The organism is Dyella sp. BiH032, assembly GCF_031954525.1.
Taxonomy (GTDB): Bacteria; Pseudomonadota; Gammaproteobacteria; order Xanthomonadales; family Rhodanobacteraceae; genus Dyella_D.
The window spans coordinates 1,096,881-1,119,888 of record NZ_CP134867.1 but is presented as its reverse complement, the minus strand read 5'-3'; the positions used below and the strand labels follow the sequence as shown (position 1 = coordinate 1,119,888).

General features: G+C 66.9%; 16 protein-coding genes. 10 read left to right on the top strand and 6 right to left on the bottom strand.

Annotated elements, in window-relative coordinates; translation table 11 throughout:
- Window positions 1–96: 96 nt before the first annotated feature.
- The 4 genes from RKE25_RS04895 to RKE25_RS04880 all read left to right on the top strand — a co-directional run bounded on the left by RKE25_RS04895 (window position 97) and on the right by RKE25_RS04880 (window position 4,557).
- The gene (locus tag RKE25_RS04895; RefSeq protein ID WP_311841139.1) at window positions 97–444 is read left to right on the top strand and encodes a hypothetical protein; all 348 of its coding nucleotides are present in this window, start codon (window positions 97–99) and stop codon (window positions 442–444) included.
- A 102-nt stretch (window positions 445–546) separates the two neighbouring features.
- Entirely contained in the window at window positions 547–2,226 is a 1,680-nt protein-coding gene (locus RKE25_RS04890; RefSeq protein WP_311841138.1) for a type IV secretory system conjugative DNA transfer family protein, read from the top strand.
- Window positions 2,227–2,267: 41 nt separating this feature from the next.
- Window positions 2,268–3,638 carry an FAD-linked oxidase C-terminal domain-containing protein gene (locus RKE25_RS04885; RefSeq protein ID WP_311841137.1) on the top strand — a complete coding sequence of 457 codons (1,371 nt, stop codon included), beginning with the start codon at window positions 2,268–2,270 and terminating at the stop codon, window positions 3,636–3,638.
- A gap of 109 nt (window positions 3,639–3,747) precedes the next feature.
- Complete coding sequence (locus RKE25_RS04880) at window positions 3,748–4,557, top strand: hypothetical protein (RefSeq protein ID WP_311841136.1); 810 nt, start codon at window positions 3,748–3,750, stop codon at window positions 4,555–4,557.
- Window positions 4,558–4,566: 9 nt separating this feature from the next.
- On the opposite strand, the gene RKE25_RS04875 is transcribed toward RKE25_RS04880, so the two are convergent.
- On the bottom strand, window positions 4,567–5,193 hold the full coding sequence (locus tag RKE25_RS04875; protein WP_311841135.1) for a LysE family transporter: 627 nt from the start codon (window positions 5,191–5,193) through the stop codon (window positions 4,567–4,569).
- A gap of 237 nt (window positions 5,194–5,430) precedes the next feature.
- Here RKE25_RS04875 and RKE25_RS04870 point away from each other — a divergent pair, with 237 nt between their 5' ends.
- The 4 genes from RKE25_RS04870 to RKE25_RS04855 all read left to right on the top strand — a co-directional run bounded on the left by RKE25_RS04870 (window position 5,431) and on the right by RKE25_RS04855 (window position 11,109).
- On the top strand, window positions 5,431–6,696 hold the full coding sequence (locus RKE25_RS04870; RefSeq protein ID WP_311841134.1) for a nucleoside permease: 1,266 nt from the start codon (window positions 5,431–5,433) through the stop codon (window positions 6,694–6,696).
- Window positions 6,697–6,902: 206 nt separating this feature from the next.
- A complete protein-coding gene (locus tag RKE25_RS04865; RefSeq protein WP_311841133.1) occupies window positions 6,903–9,122 on the top strand; it encodes a TonB-dependent siderophore receptor in 2,220 nt (739 codons plus the stop codon).
- A 57-nt stretch (window positions 9,123–9,179) separates the two neighbouring features.
- Entirely contained in the window at window positions 9,180–10,166 is a 987-nt protein-coding gene (gene dusB, locus RKE25_RS04860; RefSeq protein ID WP_311841132.1) for a tRNA dihydrouridine synthase DusB, read from the top strand.
- A 112-nt stretch (window positions 10,167–10,278) separates the two neighbouring features.
- Window positions 10,279–11,109, top strand: a complete 831-nt coding sequence (locus RKE25_RS04855; RefSeq protein WP_311841131.1) for a methyltransferase domain-containing protein — start codon at window positions 10,279–10,281, stop codon at window positions 11,107–11,109.
- Window positions 11,110–11,155: 46 nt separating this feature from the next.
- On the opposite strand, the gene RKE25_RS04850 is transcribed toward RKE25_RS04855, so the two are convergent.
- Window positions 11,156–11,764: an SGNH/GDSL hydrolase family protein gene (locus RKE25_RS04850; RefSeq protein WP_311842332.1), complete on the bottom strand. Its 609-nt coding sequence runs from the start codon at window positions 11,762–11,764 to the stop codon at window positions 11,156–11,158.
- 743 nt (window positions 11,765–12,507) lie between these two features.
- Here RKE25_RS04850 and metK point away from each other — a divergent pair.
- Window positions 12,508–13,707, top strand: coding sequence for a methionine adenosyltransferase (gene metK / locus RKE25_RS04845; RefSeq protein WP_311841130.1), 1,200 nt, complete (start codon window positions 12,508–12,510; stop codon window positions 13,705–13,707).
- Between the two features lie 64 nt (window positions 13,708–13,771).
- Here metK and RKE25_RS04840 read toward each other — a convergent pair whose 3' ends face one another.
- Both RKE25_RS04840 and RKE25_RS04835 read right to left on the bottom strand, forming a co-directional pair.
- A complete protein-coding gene (locus tag RKE25_RS04840) occupies window positions 13,772–15,877 on the bottom strand; it encodes a glycogen debranching N-terminal domain-containing protein (protein WP_311841129.1) in 2,106 nt (701 codons plus the stop codon).
- A gap of 12 nt (window positions 15,878–15,889) precedes the next feature.
- Window positions 15,890–16,960 carry a glycosyltransferase family 4 protein gene (locus RKE25_RS04835; protein ID WP_311841128.1) on the bottom strand — a complete coding sequence of 357 codons (1,071 nt, stop codon included), beginning with the start codon at window positions 16,958–16,960 and terminating at the stop codon, window positions 15,890–15,892.
- 517 nt (window positions 16,961–17,477) lie between these two features.
- Between RKE25_RS04835 and RKE25_RS04830 the strand changes: the two genes are divergently transcribed.
- The gene (locus RKE25_RS04830) at window positions 17,478–19,352 is read left to right on the top strand and encodes an ATP-binding cassette domain-containing protein (RefSeq protein ID WP_311841127.1); all 1,875 of its coding nucleotides are present in this window, start codon (window positions 17,478–17,480) and stop codon (window positions 19,350–19,352) included.
- Window positions 19,353–19,570: 218 nt separating this feature from the next.
- On the opposite strand, the gene RKE25_RS04825 is transcribed toward RKE25_RS04830, so the two are convergent.
- A complete protein-coding gene (locus RKE25_RS04825) occupies window positions 19,571–20,191 on the bottom strand; it encodes a TIGR00645 family protein (RefSeq protein WP_311841126.1) in 621 nt (206 codons plus the stop codon).
- Window positions 20,192–20,266: 75 nt separating this feature from the next.
- A complete protein-coding gene (ppc, locus tag RKE25_RS04820; RefSeq protein ID WP_311841125.1) occupies window positions 20,267–22,981 on the bottom strand; it encodes a phosphoenolpyruvate carboxylase in 2,715 nt (904 codons plus the stop codon).
- Window positions 22,982–23,008 lie beyond the last annotated feature (27 nt).

The following is a 23,008-nucleotide window of genomic DNA, read 5'->3' as shown; positions in this document are numbered from 1 at the left end:
GAGACCAGGCGGCGCGGGCCACGTTTGTCAACAAAAGCCGTTTAAACTAGCCGGACGCCAGGGGGCGCCTCTTCGTATGGATACCAAGGAGCACGCATGAAACGCAGGATGTTGGTTGGGGCAATGCTGATGCTGTGCGCGGAAGCGCATGCTTTCCAGGACAAAGGGTTCTATCAGGAGCTCCGGTATCGCGATAACGATCCCTTCCTGTTCTGCACGCAAGGGCAGAAGGAGCCGGACAAATGCTGGTGGCCTATCGATCCCATTTCAGCCACCTATATGGAAGCCCCCTGGTGCGATCCGCCCAACGAATATGGCAAGCCCTGGACAGCCGCGGACTGGGATTCTCTTAGCCAGTACCAACAAGTCTGTCCGCAGGCCATGAGCCGGGGCTCCTGGGATGGCAGGAACGGCTCGCCGGACACGACGCCTTATCAGCACTGATCAGTTTCAAGGCATCGACGTCGCGATGCCTGCAGTACGGAAACGAATCAACAGGGGCCGAAGCACGCAGGCTTCGGAGCAACGGATGCGAGTCGGATTCTCATGAGCAAGACCAAATGGTATTGGGCAGGCGGCCTGTTCCTGGCCGCCTTGGTCGCCGGCGTGTTCTTCTCCGGATGGCTGGTACGCCTGCTGATGAAGGTGGACGTTCCGCTGTCGTGGAATACGTATTACCAGTACGTCTCCGCACTGGACCTGCCGCAGGTGCAGCCGTACGCCGGCAAGATCAAATGGTCCGGCTATATCGGCTTCGGCCTGCCGATCCTGCTCTGGATGGTGGGGTTCTACTTCATCGCGAGGGAACACAAGCCCTCCATGCACGGCGACGCCCGCTTCGCCAACGGTGGCGACCTGCGCAAGGCCGGCATGCTCAAGGCATCTCCGGACGGCGTCTTGGTAGGCAAGTACAAGGGCGACCTCGTGCGCCTGAGCGGCCAGCAGTTCGTGATCCTGGCCGCGCCGACCCGCTCGGGCAAAGGCGTGGGCGTGGTGATCCCCAACCTGCTCGACTACCAGGAATCGATGGTGGTGCTGGACATCAAGCAGGAGAACTACGAGCTGACCTCCGGCTGGCGCGCCAGCCAGGGCCACGAGATCTACCTGTTCAATCCGTTCGCCGAAGACCGCCGCTCGCATCGCTGGAATCCGCTGCGCTACGTGTCGAAGGACTCGGCGTTCCGCGTGTCGGACCTGATGAGCATCGCGGCGATGCTCTACCCGGACGGCTCGGACGACCAGAAATTCTGGGTGAGCCAGGCCCGCAATGCCTTCATGGCGTTCACGCTCTATCTGTTCGAGAAGTGGGACCACGACGAGAAGAAAGGCCTGCCGCTGGTGCTGCGCGACAAGCCGACGCTCGGCGCGGTTTACCGCCTTTCTTCCGGCGACGGCTCGGACATCCGCCAGCTGTACCAGTGGATGTCGCAGCAGCCGTTCCTCAGCAGCAACGCGCAGTCGGCCTTCGCCAACCTGCTGTCCCAGGCGAACGAGACCTTCGCGTCGATCCTGGGCAGCTTCAAGGAGCCGCTGAACGCCTGGATCAACCCGGTGCTGGACGCAGCCACCAGCGACGACGACTTCCTGCTCACCGATGTGCGCAAGAAGCGCATGACCATCTACATCGGCATCCAGCCGAACAAGCTGGCCGAGAGCCGGCTGATCGTGAATCTGTTCTTCAGCCAGCTGATCAACCAGAACACCAAGGAACTGCCGCAGAACAACCAGGCGCTCAAGCACCAGTGCCTGCTGCTCATGGACGAGTTCACCTCGATCGGCAGGGTGGACATCATCGCCTCGGCGGTGTCGTACATGGCCGGTTACAACATCCGCCTGCTGCCGATCATCCAGAGCGTGGCGCAGCTGGACGCCGTCTACGGCAAGGAAGTGGCGCGCACGCTCATCACCAACCACGCGCTGCAGATCGTGTACGCGCCGCGCGAGCAGCAGGACGCCAACGACTACTCGGAAATGCTCGGTTACACCACCGTGCGCAAGGAAAACGTCACGCGCGGCAAGGGGCGCGACGTGTCGCGCAGCGAGTCGGAAGAACGCCGCGCGCTGATGCTCCCGCAGGAGCTGAAGGCGATGGGCATGGAGAAAGAAGTGTTCCTGTACGAAGGCATTCCGCATCCGGTGATGTGCGAAAAGATCCGGTACTACAAGGACAGCTACTTCACCTCCCGCCTGATGCCCAAGGTGGCGATTCCCACCCTGGCCGTCTGAACGCCTGCGGCAAGAGGCGGCGTCGGCGCTAGACTTGGCGCATGACGCTGCCCGCCGCCCTGCCCGATATCCTGCGCGCCATCTTTCCCGGCGACACCCTGGCGCTGGGCGAGGCTGAGCGCCTCGCCTACGCCTACGACAACTCCCGCCGCAACGCGCTGCCCGATGCCGTGGTCTTTCCCACCACGCACGAGCAGGTGGAGGCGCTGGTCAAGGCCTGTCGTGAATACCGGACCCCGCTCGTGGCCCGCGGGCGCGGCACCAATACGACGGGCGCCACCGTGCCGGTGGCCGGCGGCGTCGTGGCCAGCTTCGAGCGGATGAACCGCATCCTGCGCATCGATCCGGACAACCGGCTGGCCGTGGTCGAACCCGGCGTGCTCAACGGCGACCTGCAGCAGGCGCTGAAACCTCACGGCTTCTTCTGGCCGCCCGATCCCACCTCGTCGCCCTGGTGCAGCATCGGCGGCAACCTCGCTTGCAACTCGGCCGGGCCGCGCACGGTAAAGTACGGCAGCCCCCGCGAGAACACGCTTGGCCTGCGCGCGGTCGCCGGGACCGGCGAAGGCTTCCGCTGCGGCACGTACACCAGCAAGGGTTCCACTGGTTATGACCTCACCCGGCTGCTGATCGGCGCCGAAGGCACGCTCGCGCTGATCACCGAGGCCACCCTCAAGCTCACGCCCAAGCCCAGCGGCCTGCGCACGCTGCGCGCCACCTATCGCGACGTCGGTGCCGCCGCCCGTGCCGTGGCGCGGATCATGGCGCAGCCGGTGACACCCTGCGCGCTGGAATTCATCGACGACGTCGCCCTCAAGCTCGCCCGTGACCATGGCGGCGACAGTGTGCCGGTAGCCGGCGCCATGCTGATGATCGAGGTGGATGGCGAACCGGACACACTGCCGGGCGCCGTCGAGGCGGTATCCCGCGCCGCGCGCGGCGACGGACTGGAGAGCTTGCAGGTGGCCCAGACCGCCGAGGAAACCCAGGCACTATGGTCCGCCCGCAAGGCCCTTTCGCCGGCCCAGCGCACCATCTCGCCGAACAAGATCAACGAGGACGTGGTGGTACCCGTCAGCCACCTGCCCGAGCTGGTGGACGGCATCAAGGTGCTGGCCGCGAAGCACGACGTGCTCATCGTCAGCTTCGGCCACGCCGGCAACGGCAACCTGCACGTGAACCTGCTGCCCCGCGACGAGGCCGAGCGCGAGCGCGCGCACGCCTGCCTCGCCGAAGTGTTCGCGCTGGTGATCCGGCTGGAGGGGACGCTGTCGGGCGAGCACGGCATCGGGCTGGTGAAGCGCGAGTTCATGCCGCTGGCGCTGGAGCCCGCCACACTGGGCTTAATGCGCAGTGTGAAAAACGCTTTCGATCCCGACGGCATTCTCAACCCGGGCAAGCTGCTGCCTTAAGCGTCGGCACGTGCAACGTTTCCACTGTCCGCCGGCTTGGACTTGCTGATATATAGGCCCTTCGCGCCGCGCCTGCGCGCTCATCGATAGGGGGACAACGATGCGTTTCTTGCGGCTTCTGCTGCTGGCCTTGGTCGGCATCCTGGCGGCTGCCTGCAGTCAGCAGGACATGCTCGACAAGATCGCCCCCCAGGCCGAATCGGCTTACGCGCAGAAGGTGATCGCCGAGCTGCGTGCCGGCGATTACGCCTCGGTCGCGCAGGCACTGGCACCGCAACTCCGGATGCCCTCGATCGACAAGCATCTGCCTAAACTGGCAGGACTCTTTCCCAAGGGCACCCCCAAGACCGTGAAGTTGGTCGGCGCTCATACGCTGCGCATGAGTCGTGCGGGCGGCCCGCTGAAGACGCAGTACGAACTCACTTACGAGTACGAATTCCCAGGCTCGTGGGTGGTGGCCAAGCTCGTGCTGGCGAAAGAGCAGGATCACCTCGAGGTCATCGGCATCCACATCCAACCGCTTGCCCGCTCGCTGGAAGAAACCAACGCGTTCACCCTGGCCGGAAAAGGTGCCCTGCACTGGGTGTTCCTGCTTCTGGCCATCGCCATACCGCTGTTCTGCGTTTATGCCTTCATCGCCTGCGTCCGCATGGCGGGGCTCAAGCGTAAATGGTGGTGGGCACTCTTCACACTGATCGGCGTCTTCACGGTGAGCATCAACTGGAGCACGGGCGAACTGGGTGTACAGCCGCTCTCGTTCCTGCTGCTCAGCGCCGCCACCTTCGGCAGTACCTACAGCCCCTGGTTCGTGAATGTCGCGTTTCCGATCGGCGCCGTGTGCTTCCTGTGGCGGCGCCACGTGCTGCTGCGCGAGGCCTCCACGGCTCCCGAGACGCCTTCTGCCCCACCGGTCTTCTAGGCCGACCGCTCAGTGGCCGCGCCGGCCGAGCACCAAGTGCAGCCCGAACAGCACGAAAACCGCCCCGGCGAAGCCATCGATCCAGCGCGACAGCCGCAGGTAGCCCCGGCGCATCGCCGGCAGCGCGAAGAACGCGGCGACCATCGAAAACCACAGGAAGGTCAGCGCGACGATCATGCCCCACAAGCCCCAGCGCGCACCGACGCTGATGCCGTCGCCCAGGAATGCCGAGAACACCGAGCCGAAGTAGACCACGGCCTTGGGATTGGCCAGGTTGGTCAGCAGCCCGATGCGCAGGATGGCGAAGTCGCTGCGCCCCGCCATCGGCGCATGACTGCCGCCTCCGGACGGCGCCTTCCAGGCACCGCGCAGCATCTTCACGCCCATCCAGGCCAGGTAGAGGCCGCCGGCCACCGCGATCAGCTGCGACAGCCAGGCCAGCCTGTGCAGCACGATCTGCAGGCCCAGCAGGGCCAGCGCGGACCAGACCACCATGCCCAGCGTGATGCCGATGACGCCGAACAGCGCCTGCCGGCGCGTGCGGCTCACCGCGGTCTGGGAGACGAAGAAGAAATCCGGCCCCGGGCTGGCCAGGGCAATCAGATGGATCGCTGCGATAGTGAGGAACAGGCTCATGGGTGCTCCCGATACTGACAGGACACGGTTATTTGCGGCTGCGCAACTTGTCCCGGCCGCGCGGATTCCTCTACGCTGACAGACGTTTGGCCGGGTCTGCAAGCAGTTCCTGGCCGCCCGCGGGGGATCACCGAGCTCGCCGGAAGGGCAGCGCCAGCGCCGCTGGCTGCCCCGGCCGGCCGTGCGCCCGATGGACCGCTCCGGACGTCAACGAATCACAGGACCCAAGAAAGCCCGATGAGCATCAAACTCCGCCTCGTCATCATGTACTTCCTGCAGTTCTTCGTGTGGGGGTCCTGGCTGCTGACCATCGGCGCGTACTGGTTCCAGAACAAGCATTGGCCCGGCACCCAGTTCGGCGCGATCTTCTCGACCATGGGCATCGCCTCGCTGTTCATGCCCTCGATCGCCGGCGTCATCGCCGACAAGTGGATCAACGCGGAGAAGCTCTTCGGCCTGATGCACATCGGCGGCGCGATCATGTTGTTCATCGTGCCGACGATCAATTCGCCCGGGCTGATGTTCTGGGTGATGCTGCTGAACATGATGTTCTACATGCCCACCATCTCGCTCTCGATCGCGGTGGCCTACAACGCGCTCAAGAGCGGGGGCGAAGACATCGTCACGGTGTTTCCGCCGATCCGCGTATGGGGCACGGTGGGTTTCATCGCGGCCTTGTGGACGGTGAGCCTGCTGCACCTGGAAACCACCGAGGGCCAGTTCCTCGTGGCCGGCGGCGCTGCGCTCCTGCTGGGCCTGTACGCCTTCAGCCTGCCCAAGTGCCCGCCACGGTTCGAGCGCAAGGAGCACCAGTCGCTGCTGGACACGCTGGGGCTGACCTCGTTCGCGCTGTTCCGCAACGCGCAGATGGCGATCTTCTTCATCTTCGCGATGCTGCTGGGCGCGGCACTGCAGCTGACCAATGCCTACGGCGACACCTTCCTGCACGACTTCGCCAAGATGGACGAATACAAGGACCTGGTGGCGGTGCGCTATCCGGCCATCATCATGTCCATCTCGCAGATCTCCGAAACCCTGTTCATCCTGGCCATTCCGTTCTTCCTCAAGCGCTTCGGCATCAAGACGGTGATGCTGATCAGCATGCTGGCCTGGACGCTGCGCTTCGGCCTGTTTGCCTACGGCGACCCGGGCGCGGGCCTGTGGATGATCGTGCTGTCGTGCATCGTGTACGGCATGGCCTTCGACTTCTTCAACATCTCCGGCTCGCTGTTCGTGGAAGGCCAGGCCGACCCGTCGATCCGCGCCAGCGCGCAGGGCCTGTTCATGCTGATGACCAACGGCATCGGCGCGGTGCTGGGCAGTTCGGTGAGCGGCTGGATGATCGATGCCTTCTTCACCCACGCCGACGGCGGCAAGGACTGGCACGGCATCTGGACCGCCTTCGCGCTGTATTCGCTGGTAGTGGCGGTGCTGTTCGTGTTCCTGTTCAAGCACAAGCATGATCCGGCCGCGATGGAGGCGGCCCGCCGCGTCGCGCACTGACCGCCTTCGATGGCCCGGATGAAAAGCCGCGCGGGACGACCGCGCGGCTTTTTTGTTGGAGCCGCGGGCGAACCCGGGCATCGCTTCCCGTGGCCATGGCGCTGGGCTTTACCCGGTTGTCCGCTCTCCGGCCGTCCATTCGCAAGAGTTTGTGGTGAGAATTATTCTCATTTAAGATGCGCGCTTTTGACGGCCGCCCCACCCTCATGCCACGTCTTTCCCGCGCCATCGCCCTGGCCCTCCTGGCCAGCGCCGCCTCCGCCCATGCCGGCGACGCCAACCCGCCAGACCAGAAACTGGCCAAGAACCTCGACGCCGTGCGCGTCACCGGCGACTGGCTAGGCGACGCCACCGCGCGCGACGTGCAGAACCATCCGGGCGCCCGCACCACGATCCGGCGCGAGCAGATCGTCGAAGCGGCTCCGACCCAGGTGCGCGACATCCTGCGCCGGATCCCCGGCGTGCAGATCCAGGAAAGCAACGGCACCGGCGGCAGCGACGTCTCGCTCAACGTGGGCGTTCGTGGGCTCACGGCGCGTCTTTCCCCGCGTTCGACCATCCTGCTCGATGGCGTCCCCGTAGCCGTGGCGCCCTACGGCCAGCCGCAGGTGTCGATGATGCCGATGGCCGTGGGCAATCTTGAGGCGGTGGACGTCGTCCGCGGCGGCGGTTCGGTGCGCTACGGGCCGCAGAACGTCGGCGGCGTCATCAACTTCGTCACCCGCGACATCCCCCAGGACTTCGGCGGCAGCGCCGGCGTGATGGTCCAGGGTGGCGCCCACGGCGGCATCCAGACACAAAGCAACGCTTTCGTCGGCGGCACCACCACGCAGGGGCTGGGCCTGGCCCTGCTCTACTCCGGTACCAAGGGCCCGGGCTACCGCGAACACCAGAACAACACCAACATCGACGACGTCATGCTGAAGGCGCGCTACCGCCTCAGCGATACGGACACGCTCAGCGGCAGCCTGCACTACTACCGCGGCCAGGCCGGCATGCCCGGCGGCCTCAGCCAGGCCGACTTCGAAGCCGATCCGTTCCAGTCGCGCCGCCCGTTCGACGATTTCCGCGGCCTGCGCAAGGACGCGGTGCTGAAATACAGCCATATCGACGACACCCGCAGCTTCGAAGTGCAGACGTACTACACCGACAGCTTTCGCGGCAGCCACATCGAAACGATCACACAGAACGCGAAGACCGGCCTCTACACCCACCAGCTCAACGCCTACCCGCGCAACTACCACACCTTCGCGATCGAGCCGCGCTACGCGCAGCTGTTCGACCTGGGCAGCTGGACGCACGAGATCGGCGTGGGCTACCGCTATCTGAACGAGGCAATGCACGAGCGCACGCTGCGCAACAACAAGTACGACTCGCCGCTGTACTACACGCCGTTCGACAGCGCCCCCTACAGCGGCGCCTACGTGCGCACCGGCAACAATGTCGGCGGCACCGAGGCACACGCTTTCTACGTGGACGACACCATCAACGCCGGCTCGTGGACCATCACCCCAGGGCTACGCTACGAGCGCATCGACACCTGGTGGCGCGCGCTGCCGGACGCCACGGTCGTCGTGAAAGGCCCGACGTACCGTCGCGAGAAATATTCCAAGCCGCTGCCGTCGCTCAACGTCATCTACCACGTGTCGGAGCGCTGGAAGCTCTACGCCAACGCGGAGACCTCGTTCGGCAGCCTGCAGTACTTCCAGATCGGCCAGAAGAACGCGGACAACCAGTTCGCCACCGGCCTGGCGCCGGAGACCGCCCGCACCTACGAAACCGGCACGCGCTACGACAACGGCGCATGGGGCGCCGAAGCCACGCTGTTCCGCGTGAACTTCGATCATGAGCTGCAACTCGTCGGCAAGATCCCGGGCCAGCCCGATTCGCACGACGGCTGGACCAATCTCGGCGCGACCACCCACAAGGGCCTGGAAACCGCGGGACACGTCGATGTCGGCGCGCTCGACCCGCGTTTCCGCGGACTGAGCCTCTGGGGCACCTTCACCTACACCAAGGCCACCTACGACTACGGCTCGTTCGCCGGCCGCGACCTGCCGTTCTATTCGCGCCGCACCGCCAACCTGGGCATGCGCTACGAGCGAGGCCCATGGGCCTTCAACCTGGATGCCTTCTCCCAGTCGCGCCAGCATTCGCCGGGCTCGCCGAGCTTCGACCCGACCAAGCCGTCCCGCTACGTCACCATGGGCACGCCGGCGGGCGACTACGGCGACATTCCCGGCTGGACGACCTGGAACCTGCGTGGCGAGTACCGCTTCGGCCCGGCGCTCTCTTACCTGAAACTCGGCGCGGGCGTGAAGAACCTGTTCGACCGCCGCTACTTCACCCGCTCCACGGACAACAACAACGGCCTTTACGTGGGGCAGCCGCGCACGTTCTTCGTGCAGGCTTCGGTGGACTTCTGAGCACCGCTGGGCGTCGGCGGGTCAGATCCGGAGCCGGCGGCAGGCTAAACTAGCCCGATGCAGATCGGCCCCTACCGCATCGACCCGCCCGTGGTGCTCGCGCCCATGGCGGGGGTCACCGACAAGCCTTTCCGCCTGCTGTGCAAACGGCTGGGCGCGGGGCTGGCTGTGTCCGAGATGACCACGGCCGATCCGCGCCTGTGGCACACCCGCAAGTCGCTGCGACGCATGGACCACGCCGGCGAACCGGAGCCGGTCAGCGTGCAGATCGCCGGCTACGATCCGGCCATGCTCGCCGACGCGGCGCGCTACAACGCGGACAACGGCGCGCAGATCGTCGACATCAATATGGGCTGCCCGGCCAAGAAGGTCTGCAACGTGTGGTCCGGCTCTGCCCTGCTGCAGGACGAACCGCTGGTGGCGCGCATCGTCAAGGCGGTGGTGGATGCGGTCGACATACCGGTGACGCTGAAGATCCGCACGGGCTGGGATCGCCAGCACAAGAACGCGCTCACGATCGCGCGGATCGCCGAAGACGCGGGCATCGCCGCGCTCGCCGTGCATGGGCGCACGCGCGCCGACAAGTACGAGGGCGAGGCGGAATACGAGACCATCGCCGCGGTCAAGGCGTCCGTGCGCATCCCGGTGTTCGCCAACGGCGACGTCACCACGCCCGAGCGCGCGAAGCACGTGCTCGACGTGACCGGCGCGGACGCCGTGATGATCGGCCGCGGCGCGCAGGGCCGCCCCTGGATCTTCCGCGAGGTCGCGCACTACCTCGCCACCGGCGAGCGCCTGCCCGAGCCGGGCCCGGCCGAAGTGGCGGCGATCCTGCTGTCGCACCTGGAACATCTTTACGCCTTCTACGGCGAACAAGCCGGCGTGCGCATCGCGCGCAAGCATCTGGGCTGGTACGCCAAGGACCGTCCGGAAAACGCGGCCTTCCGCGACGTGGTGAATCGCGCCGAAAGCGCGCAGGACCAGCTGCGGCTGACCCGCGAGTACTTCCAGGCACTGGAAAGCGGCCTCGAACTCGCCGCCTGACCAGCGCACGCGTTCCCGGCCTGCACGCGCCGGCGATCCTCCCGACGGCCGATTGAGCGCGTCACGGACCGAGCCTAAGCTGTCTTCCCGCCCTCGACGCGAAGGCCTCCCCATGGCCACCGACTCCATCGGCGAATTCCCCTACATCCATGGCTTCTCGACCGAGGAGCAGGCGCGCCTCATGCGCCAGGCCCGCATGTTCGAGACCAGCCTGTTCCGGCATATCGACTTGGGCGATGCCACACGCTTGCTCGAAGTCGGTTGTGGCGTCGGTGCGCAGACGGAGATCCTGCTGCGCCGTTTTCCGCAGCTGCACGTCACCGGCGTGGACCGTTCGGCGACGCAGCTGGCCGCTGCCGAGCGCAACCTCGGCGCCACCGCGTGGTGCGCGTCGCGCTACGAACTCAGGCAGGCCGACGCCACCGACCTGCCCTTCGGCGAGCGCAGCTTCGACGCCGCCTACCTGTGCTGGGTGCTCGAACACATGCCCAGCCCGGCGCGCGTGCTGAGTGAAGTGCGACGCGTACTGAGCCCCGGCGCGACGATCTACGTGACCGAGGTGTTGAACTCGTCGTTCTTTCTCGATCCGTACTCGCCCCATCTGCTGCGCTACTGGATGGCGTTCAACGACCACCAGTACGATTCCGGCGGCGATCCCTTCATCGGGGCGAAGCTCGGCAATCTGCTGCTCGCCGGCGGCTACCACGACGTGCAGACCGAGGTGAAAACCTTCCACCTGGACAACCGCCAGCCCGGCCGGCGCAAGCACATGATCGAGTTCTGGGAGGAACTGCTGCTGTCGGCGGCCGAGCCGCTGCTGGCCGACGCCAAGGTGGACGAAGCCACCGTAGCGGGCATGCGCCGCGAACTGCAGGCCGTGCGCAACGACCCGGACGCGGTGTTCTTCTTCGCCTTCGTGCAGGCCCGCGCCAACGTGTACTAAGGGCGCAGGCCGGGGTTCGCTTTGGCTCACCCCGACCTGCGGTGCATCAAGGAGTCGCCGCAGCCGGCTCCTTCACCGGAAACCCATACGAAGCCAGCACCGGCTTCAGCGCCCGGATCCACAGCGCATATCCGGCTGGCTGCATGTGCAGCCCGTCGTCGCGGAACAGCTCGGCGCGCGGCTTGCCCTGCGCGTCCAGCATGGGCGGCGCAATGTCGACGAAGCGGACGCCGCGCTGCGTCGCCGCCCAATCGCGGATCAGGCCATTCGCTTCCCGCATCGCCGGCCACAGCGACCAGCGCGCCACGCTGGGCTTGATCGAGATGTACACGATTGGCACCTCGGGCAGATCCTTGCGCACGCGCGCCACGAAGGCCTTGAAGTCATCCGCCACCTGCGTGGCCGAATGGCCTTCGTATACATCGTTGTCGCCCGCGTACATCACGATCAGGCGCGGGTGGTACGGCGTCACGATGCGGTCGACGTAATACGTACTGTCTTCGATGGCCGAGCCGCCGAAGCCTCGATTGATCACCGGCACCCCGGGGAAATCTTCCGCCAGCGAATGCCAGAAATTGATCGAGGAGCTGCCGATGAACAGCACGCCCTGCTGCGGGGGCGGATGAGCCTGGTCCTGGGCGGCGAAGGCATTCATCGCATCGCGCCACTCCAACGGGCCAGTCTCCTTCGCTGCCGCGGCGGTCGTCGCCACCAGCAGCAGCCACATCAATGCGCCTGTCGCATGCTTAACTGCGCTACTGAACCATCGCACTGTCGTCACCTCGTCGGCTTCTGTGGATTCGCCGACCGATTATGCCCCGATGCCAGCGCCGGTTCGCATGGAGCAAGCACCTCGCTCGCATGCCAGAGAGAGGCGATGTCGGGCGCCTCGGTCTGCGAGGCGCCCGCATCCGTGGTCATTGGCCCCAGTACCATTTGGACGTCCAAATGCGATGACAGCTCGTCAGAGGTACCGACGAGTTCATGCATGTCCGGGAAGCGGTAGCCCCGGCATGACGTGGCGCGATAGCACCGTTGCTTGCCCGTCGTACCCTCCAGGCGACCACGTCCACAGAGCAGGTCGGGGGCTTCGATCCGCCGGCACCAAGGTCCTCCGGCGGACACCCGGGCCGCCGAGGCCCGCGCTGGCGACCTTCACCGGCACAGCCTTGCAGCGCGCCATGGCCCGGAGATTTGTCTGAGCTATCCTTCTCGCTTTCGGCCCTCTCGAGCGCGGCGGCCTGCGCCAGAAAAAGGCCTCCTGGCCGTCCAAACGGCTGAATCGGCACGAAATCGTCACCTGCCGGGGTCATGCTGTAGCTGCAAAACCGGGGGCGGGCATGTATCATGCCGCACCCTCTTTCATCTCTCTATCCGTAAGGAAGGATATAACCCGCGATGAGCAACTTCCTCTTCACCTCCGAATCGGTTTCCGAAGGCCATCCGGACAAGGTCGCCGACCAGATCTCCGATGCCGTCCTCGACGCCATCCTGGCCCAGGATCCGCGCGCGCGCGTGGCCTGCGAGACCCTGGTGAAGACCGGCGTGGCCATCGTGGCCGGCGAGATCACCACCAGCGCCTGGATCGACCTGGAAGCGCTTACCCGCAAGGTGATCGTGGACATCGGCTATGACTCCTCCGAGGTCGGCTTCGACGGTGAGACCTGCGGCGTGCTGAACCTGATCGGCAAGCAGTCGCCGGACATCAACCAGGGCGTGGACCGCAAGAAGCCGGAAGAACAGGGCGCGGGCGACCAGGGCCTGATGTTCGGCTACGCCACCAACGAGACCAAGGACTACATGCCGGCGGCGATCTACTACTCGCATCGCCTCGTCGAGCAGCAGGCCAAGATCCGCAAGAAGAAGAACTCCCCGCTGCCGTGGCTGCGCCCGGATGCGAAGAGCCAGGTCACCCTGCGCTATGAAGACGGCGTGGCGACCGCGATCGACGCCGTGGTGCTGTCGACCCAGCACGACCCGGACGTCAAGCAGAAGGACCTGGTCGAGGCCGTGCGCGAGCACATCCTCAAGCCCGTGCTGCCGGCCAAGCTGCTGCACAAGGGCACCAAGTTCCACATCAATCCGACCGGCAAGTTCGTGATCGGCGGCCCGGTGGGCGACTGCGGCCTGACCGGCCGCAAGATCATCGTCGACACCTACGGCGGCTGGGCCCGCCACGGCGGCGGCGCGTTCTCCGGCAAGGACCCGTCCAAGGTGGACCGTTCGGCCGCCTACGCGGCGCGCTACGTGGCCAAGAACATCGTGGCCGCCGGCATCGCCGATCGCTGCGAAGTGCAGGTCTCCTACGCCATCGGCGTGGCCGAGCCGACCTCGATCTCGGTGACTACCTTCGGCACCGGCAAGATCAGCGACGAGAAGATCGAGAAGCTCATCCGCAAGCATTTCGACCTGCGTCCGTACGGCATCATCAAGATGCTGGATCTGATCCATCCGATGTATCAGCAGACCGCCAGCTACGGTCACTTCGGCCGCACCCCGTACGAAGTGAAGGGTCCGGACGGCAAGACCTACACCGCTTTCTCCTGGGAGAAGACGGACAAGGCCGAGGCGCTGCGCGCCGATGCCAAGCTGAAGTAAGCCGCCTCCGCGGCGAACGAAGACGGGCCGCGCGAGCGGCCCGTTTTTTTTTGCCCTCGACGCGTCAGAGCCGCGCCGACACCCGCACCTCGGCATCGCCGCCGATGCGGTCGATCAGCACGCGCTCGCCCGCGCGCTCGAAGGCCAGGCTCACGCTCTTGCCGCCGATCTCGATGCCCTGCACCTGCAGCCGGTCCACGCCCACCGGCAGGCGTGGCTGCTCGATGGTGATCTCGCGCCGCCACGCATCCACGTTGAGACCCAGGCACGCGCGCAATAGCAGGAACACCGAACCGGCCGCCCAGGCCTGCGGCAGACAGGCCACCGGATAGGCCACGGGCTGCGCACCAGGTACGCGCGGAAAGCCGCAGAACAGCTCCGGCAGACGCATGCCGAAGTGCGTGGCCGCCTCGAACGTCTCGGCCAGCAGGCGCACGGCCTGGCCGCGGGCTCCGTAGCGCGCCATGCCGGCGGCGCAGATTGCCACGTCATGCGGCCATACCGATCCATTGTGGTAGGACATCGGGTCGAAGCGCGGCTGGTCGGCGCCCAGCGTGCGGACGCCCCAGCCGCCATCGAAGGTGCGGCTGCCCAATTGCTCGATCACCTGGCTCGCCCGCTCGGCATGCGGCAGGCCCACGTACAACAGATGGCCCGCGTTGGACGCGCGCACGCGGCAGTTCTCGCCGCGGCCGTCGCGCGCGATCACATAGAAGCCCAGCTCCTCGTCCCACAACCGCTGCTCCACCGCCGCACGCATCCGGCGCGCGCGACGACGCCAGTGCAGCGCGGCTTCGGACTCGCCACGATGCCGGGCCATCGCGGCCATCGCGCGCAGCGCGGCATAGACGTAACCCTGCACCTCGATCAGCGCGATCGGCGCCTCGGGCATGCGCCCGTCGGCGTGGAATACCGAATCCCCGCTGTCTTTCCAGCCCTGGTTGATCAATCCGCCGGATTCGCCGCGCCGGTAAGTCAGGAAGCCGTCCGGGTCCGTATCGCACTGCCGCTCGATCCAGCCCATCGCCGCCTGCAGCGCAGGCCACAGATCTTCCAGCGCGCCCACGTCGGCCGTGCGCTGCACGTAGGCACCCGCCAGCATCACGAACAGCGGCGTGGTATCCACCCCGCCGTAGTACAGGCCGAACGGCAGCTCGCCCAGCGCCACCATCTCGCCCTTGCGCGTCTCGTGCATGATCTTGCCGGGAGCCGAATCGCGGAAGGTTGACGTGTCTTTCGCCTGGTTGTTCGCGAGAAACGCCAGCACGCCGCGCGCCAGGCGCGGGTCCAGCCATAGCGTCTGCAGCGCGGTGATGATCGCGTCGCGGCCGAACGGCGTGGAGAACCAGGGAATGCCCGCATAAGGGTAAGGCCCCGTGGCCAGGTCGCTGGTGAGCAACGCGATGTCGGCGCGCGAACGTTCCAGCCAGGCATTGAACACGCGGCCGCTGCTGCGCACGCGCGCGCCCGAGCGCACGCGCAGGCGCATGGCGCACCGGGCTTTAGTCGCCGCGGCCCGAAAGCGTTCACGGCTCGGCTCCGCCGGCTCCTCACCGACCTCCAGGTAGAGTTCGCGCCGTGCGCGCGGCGGCACCCGCAGCTCGAACCGGGCCAGGGCCGCAGTCAGCTCTACCGGACGCTCGGAAAAGGCCAGCACCGTGCGGCGGACGACTTGATCGAGCCCTTCGTACCGCAGGCTCACCTGGGCTTCGCCCACCTCCGGTTGGCATTCGCGCCCGCGCCGGGCGCGAGCCGCGCCGCGGATCTCGAACATGTCGCGGAAATCAGCCGCGAACTCCATGCGCAAGGGCAGCGCGACCTCCGTCTGGCCATAGTTGGTGCACGCCAGCCGCTCGTACAGCCTGCCCCGCCAGAGAAAGCGGGTGCGCTCGATGTGGATGCCGCTGAAGGGCGGGCCGCCTTCCAGCATGGCGGTGCGCTGATTGGTCAGGTGCGCGACGAAGTACACGTTGTCCTGGCTCGCCGCCGCGCTCAGCAGCGAAAGCGCGCCCTGGCCCAGGCAGAGAAACCAGCGCGACAGCACGCGAGTGCCGTCGCGATACAGGCCATCGGCTTCGTCGAGCAGGTCGCCGGTGTCGGTGCACACCAGGAACATATCGTCGTCTTTGAGGGCGTATCGGTTGATACCGGAGCCCGGCAAGGCACCCATGGTTTCGCTCCCTCAGGCCGTCGCCAGCGTCGCGCCATCGGACGCGGCGGCGCCCGGTGCGCCCAGCCGGCGGTACAGGGCGAGATACCGCTCGGCCATCACGCGCGCAGAGAAGCGCGTCTCGAACACGCGCCGGATCCGTGCGCGGTTCAGTTCTGGCAGGCGCGCCACCGCCGTCACGGCTTCGTCTTCGGAACGCACCACGAAGCCGGTGACGCCGTCCTCGATCACCTCGCGCACCGCGCCGCAATCCCAGGCGATCACCGGGGTGCCGCAGGCCATCGCCTCGATCATCACCAGGCCGAACGGCTCCGGCCAGTCGATCGGGAACAGCAGGGCCCGCGCGTTGCCGAGGAAATCCTGTTTGCCGGCATCGTTGATCTCGCCAACGAAAGAGACGTCGCTCGCACCGAGCAGCGGCTCCACGTGGCAGTGGAAATAGCTCGCGTCGGCGGTATCGATCTTGGCCGCCATCCGCAACGGCACACCCGCACGCCGTGCGATGGCGATGGCGCGGTCGGGCCGCTTCTCCGGCGACATGCGGCCCAGGAAGGCCAGATAGTCCCCCGCCGGCGCCGCGACCGGACGATACAAGTCCGCCGGCAACCCGTGCGGCACGGTGCCCACCCAGTGTGCGAACGGCAACGGCTGGCGCTGCTGGTCGGAGATCGAGACGAGCGGGAACTGCGGCCAGGCCAGGTAGGCGCCAGGGAGATCCTTCAGATCCAGGCGTCCGTGCAGCGTGGTGAGCGTGCGCCTGGCCATGTTCTCGAAGAACGGGAAATGGACCAGGTCGACGTGGAAGTGCAGCACGTCGAACTCGTCTACCCGGCGCCGCACTTCGTGCAGCATGGCCAGGTGCGCGGCCAGGTCGGATTTCAGCGGCGCCGGGTCCAGGCGGATGGCCTGGTCACGGGCGGGAAACAGATGAGCGCGCGTGCGGGTGTCCGCGCTGGCGAACACGGTGACGTCGTGCCCCAGCGCGACCAGCGCGTCGGCCAGGTAGGCGACCACGCGTTCGGTGCCGCCGTAGAACCTGGGCGGCACGGCTTCGTAAAGTGGAGCGATGTGTGCAATGCGCATGCATACCTCCGAACCATGGGCGACCCGTGGCACTGATCGCCACGGCATCTCCGGCAGGTGGAAAGGAACGGGACGCCGGCTTGAACGGCGCCGGGGTAGACAACGGCAACGGCTAATCCCCGGGCGGGGGCGCGCCCGTTCCGCCATTGCGGCCGGGAGGCATGCCTTGTCCTTCGTTCATCGGGCCCTCCTTCGTCAGACGATGCGAAAGGCGGCGGCGCGCAGCCATGCTTTGCACGACCGGCCGCGTCATGGCGATGTATCGAAGGCGCGCTCAGGGGTCAGGACTGCGATCGCAGGGCCAGCCGGAAAGCGCGCCTCGCCGGAAGCTTCACGGCGGGTATCGCGTCGACGGAAGCGCAAGCGCCCGCGCCGCCTGTGACACCGCCGCCGGCCCGCCCTCGCTGCGGGCGGCCGCCGACGCGGCGCACCGGCCTAGCTAACACTGGGCACCGTCGCGAGGCGGTGAAGCCGGCGCGCGGGAGCGCCGCGCCGGCGCGGCGGCTACAATGCGCGGATGTCCCTGATCCAGCTCCAGCGCGTCGACTTCAGCGTCGGCGGCCCTCTCCTGCTCGAACACGTCGATCTGTCGATCGATGCCAATGAGCGCGTGTGCATCGTCGGCCGCAACGGCGAAGGCAAATCCACCCTGCTCAAGCTCATCGCCGGCGAGCACCGGCCCGACGACGGCGAAGTGCGCGTGCAGAACGGCGTGATCGTCGCCCGCATGGCGCAGGAGGTGCCGCAGGACACCGCCGGCAGCGTCTTCGACGTGGTCGCCGCGGGCCTGGGCGACCTGGGCCAGCTGCTCGCCCGGTATCACCATCTCCTCGCCGAGCAGGACATGGAGGCGCTGGGCGAAGTCCAGGCCCAGATCGAGGCTCGCCACGGCTGGGACCTGGATCGCCGCGTCGCCGACGTGCTGGTGCGCCTGGACCTGCCGTCCGACACCGACTTCGCGGCGCTCTCCGGCGGCATGAAGCGCCGCGTGCTGCTTGCGCAAGCCTTGGTGCGCAAGCCCGATGTGCTGCTGCTCGACGAGCCGACCAACCACCTGGACATCGAAGCCATCGGCTGGCTGGAAGGTTTCCTCAAGTCCTTCGCCGGCAGCATCGTGTTCATCACCCACGATCGCTCCTTCCTGCGTGCGCTGGCCACACGCATCGTCGAGATCGACCGCGGCCAGCTCACCAGCTGGCCGGGCGACTACGACAACTACCTGCGCCGCCGCGAGGAACGCCTGCACGCCGAAGCGCAGGCGAACGCACTGTTCGACAAGAAGCTGGCGCAGGAAGAAGTGTGGATCCGCCAGGGCATCAAGGCCCGACGCACCCGCAACGAAGGCCGCGTGCGCGCGCTCAAGGCATTGCGCAACGAACGCGCGGAGCGCCGCGAACTCTCCGGCAACGCCAAGATGACCCTGGCCAACGCACAGGCATCCGGCAAGAAGGTGATCGAGGCGCGCCACGTGCACCAGGCCTTCGGCGGCCGCGTGCTGATCGACGACCTGGACACCACCATCATGCGCGGCGACCGCGTCGGCATCGTTGGCCCCAACGGCGCGGGCAAGAGCACGCTGCTGAAGATCCTGCTCGGCGAGCTGAAGCCGCAGCGCGGCGAGGTGATCCTGGGCACCGGCCTGCAGATCGCCTACTTCGACCAGCACCGCTCGCAGCTCAACGACGCCTTGAACGCCTTGGACAACGTGGCCGAGGGACGCGAGTACATCGAGCTCAACGGCCAGCGCAAGCACATCATCGGCTATCTGCAGGATTTCCTGTTCTCGCCCGAACGCGCCCGCGCGCCGATCACGCGGCTTTCGGGCGGCGAGCGCAACCGTCTGTTGCTAGCGAAGCTGTTCGCCCAGCCGTCCAACCTGCTGGTGATGGACGAACCTACCAACGACCTGGACGTCGAGACGCTGGAACTGCTCGAAGAATTGCTCACCGAATACCAGGGCACCCTGCTGCTGGTCTCGCACGACCGCGAATTCCTCGACAACGTGGTCAGCAGCACGCTGGTGCTGGAGGGCGGCGGCAAGGTCGGCGAGTACGTCGGCGGCTACAGCGACTGGCTGCGGCAACGCCCAGTGGCGCGTCCGGCCGACCCGGCACCGGCTCCCGCTGCCGCGAAGCCCATCGAAGCGCCGCGCGCGCCGGAGCCGGAGAAGGCGAAGCGCAAGCTCAGCTACAAGGACCAGCGCGAGCTGGAACAGCTGCCGGCACGCATCGAGCAGTTGGAAACGGAGATCGCGGAGCGCTCCGCCGCCATGAACGATCCCGCGTTCTTCCAGCAGGACAACGCCGCGATCCAGCGCCACAACGAGGCGCTGGCGAAGGCGCAGGCGGAGCTGGACGGGGCGTATGCGCGGTGGGCGGAGTTGGAAGGATAAAAACCCTCCAAACCGGAACTCTTCTCCCTCCGGGGAGAAGATGGCGGTGCCCTGCGGATTCCCTTCGATCATAGCCGGATGAGGGGTGGGCGCTCACGACGGCGGCGCTAGAGCGAACCTCTGGCTTTCGATCTTCATCGAGCCATGGCGATCAGCGCTCCGTAGGGGCCCTCACCCCAGCCCTCTCCCCGGCGGGAAGAGGGGGCTGGAAAGCGTACTCAGTGCTCGTCTTTCTTGCCGTTCTGCATCAGGCGGTCCGTCCAGGCGATGCCGATCGCCGAGACGATGAAGACCAGGTGGATGATGGTCTGCCACATCACGCCGACGGGCGTGAGCCTCGCGCACTTGAGCGCATTGCCGCCGCTGCTGACGTTCTCGGCGATGCTCGCCATCATCTCGGTCGAACAAAACGGCAATCCCTCCAGCGAGCCGGCGGCGATGAACGTCTTGAGCAGATGGATCGACGAGATGCCGATGATCGCCATCGCCAGCTTCACCTTCAGCACCGAGGCGTTCACGTGCGACAGCCATTCCGGCTGATCCGGATGGTTCTCCAGCCGCAGGCGCGACACGAAGGTCTCGTAACCGCCCACGATCACCATCACCAGCAGATTGGAAATCATCACCACGTCGATCAGGCCGAGCACGATCAACATGATTTCCTGCTCGCCCAGCGATGGCGCTTCGTGGATCAGGTGCCACAGTTCCTTGCCGAACAGGAACACGTAGACGCACTGCGCCACGATCAGGCCGAGGTACAGCGGCAGCTGCAGCCAGCGGGAACCGAAGATCAGCCAGGGCAGCGGGCCGAGGCGGGGACGGGAAGGCGAATCGTGCATGGAAGGCGGCTCACGGCGGAAAAGCGCCCAGCCTAGCGACGACGCAAGAACTTGCGCAAGCGCCCACCGCCCCGCTCAACCGGTGTTCTGCAACCCCTGCGACACGCCGTTGACGCAGGCCACCAGCGCGCGCAGCAAAGTGTCGTCCTCGCTGCCGCCTGCACGCCAGCGCCGCAGCAGGTCCACCTGCAGCAGACTCATCGGGTCGATGTACGGGTTGCGCAGACGGATCGACACCGCCAGCCTCGGCGAGTCGCGCAGCAACTCGTCGTTGCCCTTCAGCCGCAGCACCCAGCGGGTGGCGCGTTCGTACTCCGCGCGGATCAGCCCGAAGAACGGTTCATGCAGTTCCCCGGACAGCCGCGAAAACGTCTCGGCGATGTCGAGGTCGCTCTTGGCCAGCACCATCTCTACGTCGTCCAGCATGTTGGCGAAGAAGGGCCAGTCGCGCGCCATCTCGACCAGAGCCGCCTCGCCAAACGTTTCCGCGCCCTGCTCCAGCGCAGTGCCCAACCCATACCAGCCGGTGATGATCGAACGGCATTGGGTCCACGCGAACACCCAGGGAATCGCGCGCAGATCCTGCACGCCGCGCATGCTGCGCCGGCGCGAGGGACGCGAGCCCAGCGTCATGCGCTCGATCACGTCGATCGGCGTGGCGCTGCGGAAATAGTCGATGAAGCCGTCGCGATCGACGAAGGCGCGATAGGTCTGCCGGCTGACCGTCGCCAGCCGGCCCATGTGCTCGCGCCACACCGCTTCGCGCGCTTCCTGCTCGCGCGGGCGCAGGCTGGCGCGCAGCACGGCGCCGACGGTCTGTTCCAGATTGCGCAAGGCCAGCGCGCGGATCCCGTACTTGCGATGGATCACCTCGCCCTGCTCGGTCACGCGCAGCACGCCGGCCACCGAGCCGCGCGGCGAAGACATCAGCGCCGGCGCGATGCGCGCGCCGCCCCGGCTCGCGGAACCGCCGCGGCCGTGGAAGAACGACAGCCGCACGCCGGCCGCCTTCGCCACCTCCAGCAACTCCACCTGCGCGCGCTGCAGACCCCAGCGCGACGCCAGCGTGCCGCCGTCCTTGCCGCTGTCCGAATAGCCCAGCATCACCCACTGCCGTCCGCCACGCTGTTCCAGGTGAGCGCGATAGACCGGGTCGCCGAACAACGCGCGCAGCGTGGCCGGCGCGTTCGCCAGGTCGTCCACGGTCTCGAACAGCGGCGCCACGTCGAGCGGCACGCAGGCGCCGGATTCGGCCACCAAACCGCCGTGCCGCGCCAGCGCCAGCACCGCCAGCACGTCGGCGGCGGAACGGGCCATGCTGATGATGTAGAGCCCGGTCGCGTCAGTGCCATAGCGCTGGCGCGCCGAGCGCAAGGTGGCGAAGACCGCCTTGAGCGAGCGCGCGCCTTCGTCCTCGCAGTCCCCGAAGGATTGCTCGCCGCTGGCGTAGGGCTGCAGATCGGCCGCGCGTGCCTCGTCGCCGCGCTCCGGCCAATCGGACCGGCCGAGCAGCGCCGCCAGCGCTTCGTCGTGCACGCGCGAATCCTGCCGCACGTCCAGGCGCGCGAGATGGAAACCGAAGGTGCGCACGCGCCAGATCAGGCGCTGCACGGCATAGGCACCGGCGTGCAGGCCGCGATGATCGATCAGGCTGTCGGCGATCAGCTGCAGGTCGGCCAGCAGGTCCTGCGGCGACGCGTAAGCCTCCGGATGATCGTCGTCGTGAGTGGCCTGCAGGCGCGCCTCCACCACGGTGAGGAAGCTGCGGTACGGCATGTCCGCGTGGCGCGGGCGCACCTGCGCCGCGGCTTCGGGAAAGCGCTCGCGGTAGTCGGCCAGCCGCCGCGCCAGGCGTTCGTCCACTCCCACGCGTCCCTCGGTCTGGCTGAGCAAGCGCGCCAGGCCGGCGATGTCGGCAATGTAATGCTCCAGCACGTGCGCGCGCTGGGTGGCGAGACTGGTCGCGATGGTGTCCGCTCCCACGTTCGGGTTGCCGTCCATGTCACCGCCCACCCAGGTGGCGAAGGACAGCAGGCGCGGCAAAGCCACTGCCACGCCATAGACCTCTTGCAGCGCGTCCGCCAGCGACTCATACAACGCCGGCACGATGCGGTAGATCGGATTGGCGAGATAGAAGCCGACGTGGTGGTGTTCGTCCTGCACGCTGGGGCGCACCGGCGACGCCTCGGCGGTCTGCCACGCGGAGGACAGGGCCATGAAGATGCGGTCGTCGTCTTCCTTGCGCTCCTGCGGCGTGCGGCTGGGATCGAAGTTGTCGATCAGCGCGCGCACCACGGCCTGCTCTTTCTCCAGCAGCGAACGGCGCATCGCTTCGGTGGGATGCGCGGTGAACACCGGCTCCACGCGCAGGCGCGCCAGCCATTCGAGCAGCTCGCCGGCGCCGACGCCCTCTTCCTTCAGCCGGCCCAGCACGTCGAGCAGCGATTCGGGTTGCGGCGCGCGATCCTCGCGCTGGTAGTCGCGGCGGCGCCGGATGCGATGCACGCGCTCGGCGATGTTGACCGCCTGGAAATACGTGGCGAAAGCGCGGGCCAGTGCTTCGGCGTGGGCGACGTCCACCCCGGTCAGCAGCTCCGCCAGTGGCGCCAGCGCAGCGCCCTCTTGCCGGCGCGCGATGGCTGCGGTGCGCACGCGCTCGACCTCGTCCAGAAACTTCGGCGAGACCTGTTCCGCGAGCATGTTGCCAACCAGCGTGCCCAGCCTTCGGACGTCCTCGCGCAAGGGTGCATCGTGCGGGGCGAACTCGGGACTGCGCTGCTGCTGGGTCATCGGAGCCACGTCTGCGGATTCTGGACA

Coding starts and splice junctions, on each gene's coding strand:
- RKE25_RS04850 (WP_311842332.1), bottom strand. CDS start 11,764: ATGAATGCCTTCGCCGCCCAGGACCAGGCTCATCCGCCCCCGCAGCAG.
- metK (WP_311841130.1), top strand. CDS start 12,508: ATGAGCAACTTCCTCTTCACCTCCGAATCGGTTTCCGAAGGCCATCCG.
- RKE25_RS04885 (WP_311841137.1), top strand. CDS start 2,268: ATGACGCTGCCCGCCGCCCTGCCCGATATCCTGCGCGCCATCTTTCCC.
- dusB (WP_311841132.1), top strand. CDS start 9,180: ATGCAGATCGGCCCCTACCGCATCGACCCGCCCGTGGTGCTCGCGCCC.
- RKE25_RS04825 (WP_311841126.1), bottom strand. CDS start 20,191: ATGCACGATTCGCCTTCCCGTCCCCGCCTCGGCCCGCTGCCCTGGCTG.
- RKE25_RS04835 (WP_311841128.1), bottom strand. CDS start 16,960: ATGCGCATTGCACACATCGCTCCACTTTACGAAGCCGTGCCGCCCAGG.
- RKE25_RS04865 (WP_311841133.1), top strand. CDS start 6,903: ATGCCACGTCTTTCCCGCGCCATCGCCCTGGCCCTCCTGGCCAGCGCC.
- RKE25_RS04855 (WP_311841131.1), top strand. CDS start 10,279: ATGGCCACCGACTCCATCGGCGAATTCCCCTACATCCATGGCTTCTCG.
- RKE25_RS04830 (WP_311841127.1), top strand. CDS start 17,478: ATGTCCCTGATCCAGCTCCAGCGCGTCGACTTCAGCGTCGGCGGCCCT.
- RKE25_RS04895 (WP_311841139.1), top strand. CDS start 97: ATGAAACGCAGGATGTTGGTTGGGGCAATGCTGATGCTGTGCGCGGAA.
- RKE25_RS04870 (WP_311841134.1), top strand. CDS start 5,431: ATGAGCATCAAACTCCGCCTCGTCATCATGTACTTCCTGCAGTTCTTC.
- RKE25_RS04875 (WP_311841135.1), bottom strand. CDS start 5,193: ATGAGCCTGTTCCTCACTATCGCAGCGATCCATCTGATTGCCCTGGCC.
- RKE25_RS04890 (WP_311841138.1), top strand. CDS start 547: ATGAGCAAGACCAAATGGTATTGGGCAGGCGGCCTGTTCCTGGCCGCC.
- ppc (WP_311841125.1), bottom strand. CDS start 22,981: ATGACCCAGCAGCAGCGCAGTCCCGAGTTCGCCCCGCACGATGCACCC.
- RKE25_RS04840 (WP_311841129.1), bottom strand. CDS start 15,877: ATGGGTGCCTTGCCGGGCTCCGGTATCAACCGATACGCCCTCAAAGAC.